Raw genomic sequence first — 6000 nt, 5'->3', positions numbered from 1 at the left:
TTGCCGGGCCATAAGGCCCGGCAAGCGCCAAGCGGGGTGCCTTTTCTTTTGGTTACTTTTCTTTGGGCAAGCAAAGAAAAGTGACCCGGCCTCCGGCAGGAGGTCGGAAGCCCGCCGCAGGCGAGCCAGGGTGCGGTAACACCCATAAGAGCAACGTCACTGGATCCCCGCATTCGCGGGGATGACGGTGAGGGGAACGAGCGTCATCGCGAGCACCCACCCCTCACCCCAACCCTCTCCCCGAAGGGGAGAGGGAGTATCGGGTAGCGCTACCATGAGGCTTTCCATCAATCGGGAACCGCCATGCGCCGCCACCTCCTAGCCCTGAGTCTCCTCGCCGCCCTGGCCGGCTGCAGCTCCCACGACAACACTCCCGCAGCGCAGACGCCAACACCGACGCCGGCTACCTCAGCACCTGCCGTCGCGCCCCCATCGACCGACGCCGAGAACGCCGCGCAACGCATGGCCAACTACGCACCCGTCAAGCTCACCGCGGACCTCTCCACGTTCGACGACAAGCAGAAGCAGATGATCGCGCTGCTGGTTGAAGCCGCCGGTGTCACCAATGACATCTACTGGCAGCAATCCTGGGGCGACAAGGCGGCGCTGATGGCGCGCATTCCCGACGACACTACGCGACGTTTCGCCGAGATCAACTACGGCCCGTGGGATCGCCTCGACAACGATCAGCCGTTCGTTGCCGGCGTCGGTCCGCGTCCGGTGGGCGCGCAGTTCTATCCGGCCGATATGACCAAGGATGAGTTCGACAAGGCGGATCTCAAGGACAAGACTGGTCTCTATACGCTGCTGCGCCGCGACGCGCAGGGCAAGCTCGTCACGGTGCCTTATCGTGACGCGTACAAGGCCGATCTTGAGCGCGCGGCGGATCTGCTGCGCAAAGCCGCTGCGCTTTCCGCCGATAAGGAATTCGCCGGCTATCTCAAACAGCGTGCCGACGCGCTGCTGAGCGACGATTACCGTCCCAGCGATTTCGCGTGGATGTCGATGAAGAACAATCCGGTCGACATCGTGATCGGCCCGATTGAAACCTACGAAGACCAGCTTTACGGCTACAAGGCCAGTTACGAAAGCTACGTGCTGGTGAAGGATCAGGCATGGAGCGCCAAGCTTGCGCGCTTTGCCAAATACCTTCCGGAGCTGCAGCGCGAGTTGCCGGTAGACGACAAATACAAGGCTGAGAAGCCCGGCTCCGATGCCGATCTCAACGCCTACTTTGCCGTGTACTACGCTGGCGATGCCAACGTCGGCGCCAAGACGATCGCCATCAATCTGCCGAACGACGAAGAAGTGCAGCTGAAGAAGGGCACGCGCCGCCTGCAGTTGGAAAACGTGATGCAGGCGAAGTTCGACAAGATCATGCTGCCCATCGCCAAGGAGCTGATCGCCAGCGATCAGCAGTCGCACCTCACTTTCGATGCCTTCTTCGAGAACACCATGTTCCACGAAGTCGCACACGGTCTCGGCATCAAGAACACGCTGACCGATAAGGGCATGGTCCGCACGGCACTGAAGGATCAGGCATCGAGCTTCGAAGAAGGCAAGGCCGACATCCTGGGCCTGTACATGGTCACCAAGCTCGCCGAGAAGGGTGAGCTGGACAAGGCGAAGCTGATGGACAACTACGTCACCTTCCTCGCCGGCATCCTGCGTTCGGTGCGCTTCGGTGCCAGCGACGCGCACGCCAAGGCCAACATGGTGCGCTTCAACTTCTTCCAGCAGCAGGGCGCGTTCACGCGTGATGCCGCCAGCGGCCGCTATCGCGTGGATTTCGACAAGATGACGGCGGCCATGAACGCCTTGTCAGCCAAACTGCTCACCATCCAGGGTGATGGCGACTACGACGCGGCGAAGAAACTGACCGACACCATGGGCAATGTGGATGCCACGCTCGCTGGCGATCTCAAGCGTCTCGATCAGGCGAAAATCCCGGTAGATATCACCTTTGAGCAAGGGCTGGATGTGCTGGGTTTGCAGAAGCCCTGATCCAGCGGCTCGTGACGTGGGAGCACACCTGGTGTGCTCCCATTGGGACTGGCGGCGATGGGATTACCTTGGCGCCAGATCCCGCATCGTCATCGTCACTTCTCGCCCGTCTGTCAGCTTCAACGTCAGCGGCGTGCCTTCGGGCAAATGGCTGCTCATGTCTCGCAACTGGCCGAAGCTCAATGCACTGGCGGCCTTTCCGTTGGCCGCCACGATGGCGTCTCCCTGCTTGAGGCCTGCCTGCTGCGCAGGACTGCCGGGCATCACGTTGCCCACGTCGAAGCGGTCCGGATGGCCCAGGGTCTTCTCTGCGCGGAATCCAGCCATGGCGTAGTGCGAGTCGGGCACGTTGGCGCGCGGCATCAGCACCATCTGCTGACGACGGTAGTCAAAGTGAACATTGAAACGCGACAGGATGTCCTGACCAATATTGCCCGCCTCGCTGGGATTGCCGGTGGCGCCAGCATCGGCTCGGGTCAGCATGGCCACGACATTGTCCAGGGATTGCGTGCCCAGCTCGAATGACTTTGCATGAGCGATGTGCGCGGTGAACAGGCCACCCACCCCGCCGGTGGGAATCGGAAGGCCGGATTCATAGTGCTTTGCTATGCCGTTGCGTTCGGCCCATTGTGGGAAGGTGAGCACATAGCCGGCGTTGCCGGTGTCGATGCCGTACATGCCGCGGTGACCATCCTGGGTTGCCTGCACGAGTGGCATGTCGTCGGTGAAGCGCAGCGTCACCGCATCGCCCTTTGCCACGGGCGGTTGCTCGCCGGTGTCATACGGCGTCAGCTTCAACTGGTGATGGTCATAGTCGAACGTGATGGCAAAGCGTTCGAACATCTCCAGGCCAAGGATGCCGGCGATCGGCATGCCATCGCCTCGCTCGTAGAAGCCGAACGGATAGGGCAGCACGGTAAAGGTGAGGTCGCGTACGTGCGCGTTGCCTAGCCCTGTGTCGTGCACCTTGGTATAGGACGTGCTCATCGTGCCGGAGCCTGAGCCGCCACTCACGCCTTGTCCCTGGGTCTGGAAGCCCAGTTGCTTGGCGGCATCGCTGGTGAGGATGGCGTGGCCGCCCGTATCGAGGATGAACGGCATCGCCGGCTTGCCGTTGATGCTTACGTCGACCAGCAGGATGCCGCCCTCCAATTGCATCGGGGTGATGGCATCGCGGGCCCCGTTGGCCATGGTCACATCACGTACCTTGCCTTCGGGACGCTGCAGCGCAGTCGTCGGAGCGCTGGTGAGCAGATGGTACTGTCCGACGGTATCGGTGCTTTCGCCATCGCTGTTGCCTGCGAGGTTGGCACTCGAGCTGGAGATGCGGAATGGCAGGTGCAAGCCACTCACTTCGCGGTAGTCGCCGTAGCGTGCAGTCGCGATCAGGAACGAGCTGGCGTAGACCGCCCGGTCCAGCAGATGCGTCGTCGGCGTAATCCACAACGTGACCGCACGACCGCCCGCCGGCGTGGCCTCGATGCGCTGATAGGTTTTCCCGTGTTCTTGCGCATCGGGCAGGCGGCGATAGCTCACCGATGCGTGCGGATCGAGATAACCGAAACGGCGCAGCCAGCTTTCGGTGGTGCCGACGGCGCGCGCCTCGTCCGAGTCGAGCGGATGGACCATGCCGGTGATGTCTTCGCGCCATTGACCGTTGGCGTCGACGCCCTGGGCAGACCCAAAGACATCGTTGCGCATGCGCGAGACGTATTGGCCGGTGCGCAGGTCCACGGCGGACTGCCACGGACCGCTGAGTCCATCGCCATCCTCCTTGCCATCCATCTGCAGGCCGGCCACATCGTTCCAGTGCGCGCCGCCATAGGCCTGGCGCATGCTTTGCAGTAACGCGGTGCTGTCATTGGCGGAAGCGGCCAATGCCTGACTCAGGGCGCTGGCGAGCAAGAGACCAAGCAGGGGGCTGGCACGATGAAGCATGGGGGCACTCCTTGGTTCGGGTGTGGTCATGCTCCATCGGCGCGCGCGTCAGGTCTAGGACGCGCGTGGCATATCAGCACGCCAGTTGCTGCCTGTGCCAGTAGTCACGCTGGGGTTTCACCGGACATGCGCCGGGGAGCGTGTGCTTCGGCATGGCTGGTGCAAGCTATTTCGGCGCCAGATCCCGCATCTTCATCTCCAGCAGGCGTCCATCGGCCAACTTCAGCGTCAATGGCGTCCCTTCCGGTTGGCGAGTGCTGATGTCGCGCAGATCGTAGGAGCCCATGGTCAATGCCGGCTTGCCGTTGGCCGCGACGATGGCGTCGCCTTGCTTGAGGCCCGCCTGCGCAGCGGGGCTGCCGGGCATGACATCGATGACCTGGAAGCGATCGGGCTGCTCTTTCTTTTTGAGCACGCGGATACCTGCCATCGCGTAATTCGTGGCAGGGGCATTCGCGCGTGGCATCAGGACCATCTGCTGGCGTCGATAGTCGAAATGCAGATTGAAGCGTGAAAGCACGTCCTGCCCAAGATTGCCTGCTTCGGTGGGATTGCCGGCGCCGCCGGCGTCAGGGCGAGTCAGCATGACGACGACGTTGTCCAGCGGCTGCCTGCCCAGTACGAAGTCGCGCGCGTGTGCCAGGTGCGCCGTGAACAACCCGCCCACGGCGCCCGTGGGAATGGGTGCGCCGTTGGCATAATGCGCCGTGATGCCGTTGCGTTCGGCCCATTGAGGGAAGGTCATCACATAGCCTGAGTTGCCGGTGTCGATGCCAAACATGCCTTCGTGGCCGTCCTGCTGCGCCACGATCAAGGGCATGTCGTCGGTGAAGCGAAACGTCAGCGCATCACCTTTCACTGCGGGAGGTGCCCGTCCGTGGTCGAAGGGCTGTAGCTGCAGTTCGCCACGGTCATAGTCGAAGGTCACCGCGAATCGCAAGAAGATTTCCAGACCAAGAATGCCCGCTATCGGCTCGTTGCCTTCGCCGCGCTCATAGAAGCCATAAGGGAAGGGCATCACGCTGAAGGGAAGGTCGCGTACGTGCGCGTCGCCCAGCGCCGTATCACCCACCATGGTGTACGAAGAGCTCATGGTCCCGGGACCCGAGCCAGCGATGACGCCCTGGCCGCGTGTCTGTAACCCCAGCCTTTTCGCCGCATCAGCGGTGAGGATGGCGTGACCGCCAGTATCCAGGATGAAGGGTGCCGGCGGATGTCCATTGATGCTGACATCGACCAGGACAACGCCGCCCTCCACGCGCAATGGCGTCGTGGCAAACAGCGCGTTGCGTGCCATGGTGACATCGCGCACGGTGTTGGCGGGGCGCATGGTGTCCACGACGGCATCCTTGCCCAGGATGTCGTAGCTCGTCACAAGGGTGTCGCTCTCAATGACATTCGTGCCAATGACGGTGTCTTGGGATTCATGCATGTGGAAAGGCAACTGAACGCCATCGACGGGGCGATAGTCGGAGTAGCGCAGCGTCACGGTAAGGAACGAGTTCTGCCAGATCGCGCGATCCAGACGATGCGTCCTGGGATCAATCCACAGCGTTATGGGACGGCCACCCGCTGGCGTTGCCTCCAGCCGCTGATACTGGCGCTGCCCGTCTTTCGCATCCGGCAGCACCCGATAATGCGTGGGAATCGTCGGTCGCAGAAAGCCAAAACCCCGGAGCCAGTTTTCGTTGGCCGCGGTGATTTTCGCCTCATCGGAGTCCAGCGGATGCGACAGGCCGGACATGTCCTGGCGCCAATGGTCCTGGGCGTCGACCCCCTCTGCCGTTGCAAATATCTCGTTTTTCGCCATGGTGATGTAGAACCCATTGCGGAGATTCACGGTGGCCTGCCAATCGTTGGTAAGCCCTTCACTGGTGAGCGTTCCCTCGGCGTGCCAGGCGCTGGCGTCCTTCCAGTAAGTGCCGTAGGCCTGCCGCAGTTCGTGGAGCAACGCGTCCGCATCGTTGGCGTTCGTGGCCATGGCGGGGGAGGCCAGGCCGGTCAGTAGCAGACTTGCAAAGAAGAGAGAGCGTCGAAGCATCACGAGTTCCATGTGGG

At 62.3% G+C, this 6000-nt stretch carries 3 protein-coding genes; 1 reads left to right on the top strand and 2 read right to left on the bottom strand.

The annotated features are described in order from the left end of the window. The first annotated feature begins 303 nt into the window (after positions 1-303). Positions 304-2004: a dipeptidyl-peptidase 3 family protein gene (locus OQE56_RS19000; RefSeq protein ID WP_267226501.1), complete on the top strand. Its 1701-nt coding sequence runs from the start codon at positions 304-306 to the stop codon at positions 2002-2004. A 63-nt stretch (positions 2005-2067) separates the two neighbouring features. Here the strand turns inward: OQE56_RS19000 and OQE56_RS18995 are convergent, their stop codons facing one another. After that, the gene (locus OQE56_RS18995) at positions 2068-3942 is read right to left on the bottom strand and encodes an aspartyl protease family protein (protein WP_267226499.1); all 1875 of its coding nucleotides are present in this window, start codon (positions 3940-3942) and stop codon (positions 2068-2070) included. A gap of 166 nt (positions 3943-4108) precedes the next feature. Continuing rightward, positions 4109-5983: an aspartyl protease family protein gene (locus OQE56_RS18990; RefSeq protein WP_267226497.1), complete on the bottom strand. Its 1875-nt coding sequence runs from the start codon at positions 5981-5983 to the stop codon at positions 4109-4111. Between the last annotated feature and the right edge of the window lie 17 nt (positions 5984-6000).

Source organism: Dyella silvae (assembly GCF_026421305.1).
Taxonomy (GTDB): Bacteria; Pseudomonadota; Gammaproteobacteria; order Xanthomonadales; family Rhodanobacteraceae; genus Dyella; species Dyella silvae.
Note: the sequence above shows the minus strand (reverse complement) of the source record. Positions and strands in the feature narration are given on the sequence as shown.

Coding starts and splice junctions, on each gene's coding strand:
- OQE56_RS18995 (WP_267226499.1), bottom strand. CDS start 3,942: ATGCTTCATCGTGCCAGCCCCCTGCTTGGTCTCTTGCTCGCCAGCGCC.
- OQE56_RS19000 (WP_267226501.1), top strand. CDS start 304: ATGCGCCGCCACCTCCTAGCCCTGAGTCTCCTCGCCGCCCTGGCCGGC.
- OQE56_RS18990 (WP_267226497.1), bottom strand. CDS start 5,983: ATGCTTCGACGCTCTCTCTTCTTTGCAAGTCTGCTACTGACCGGCCTG.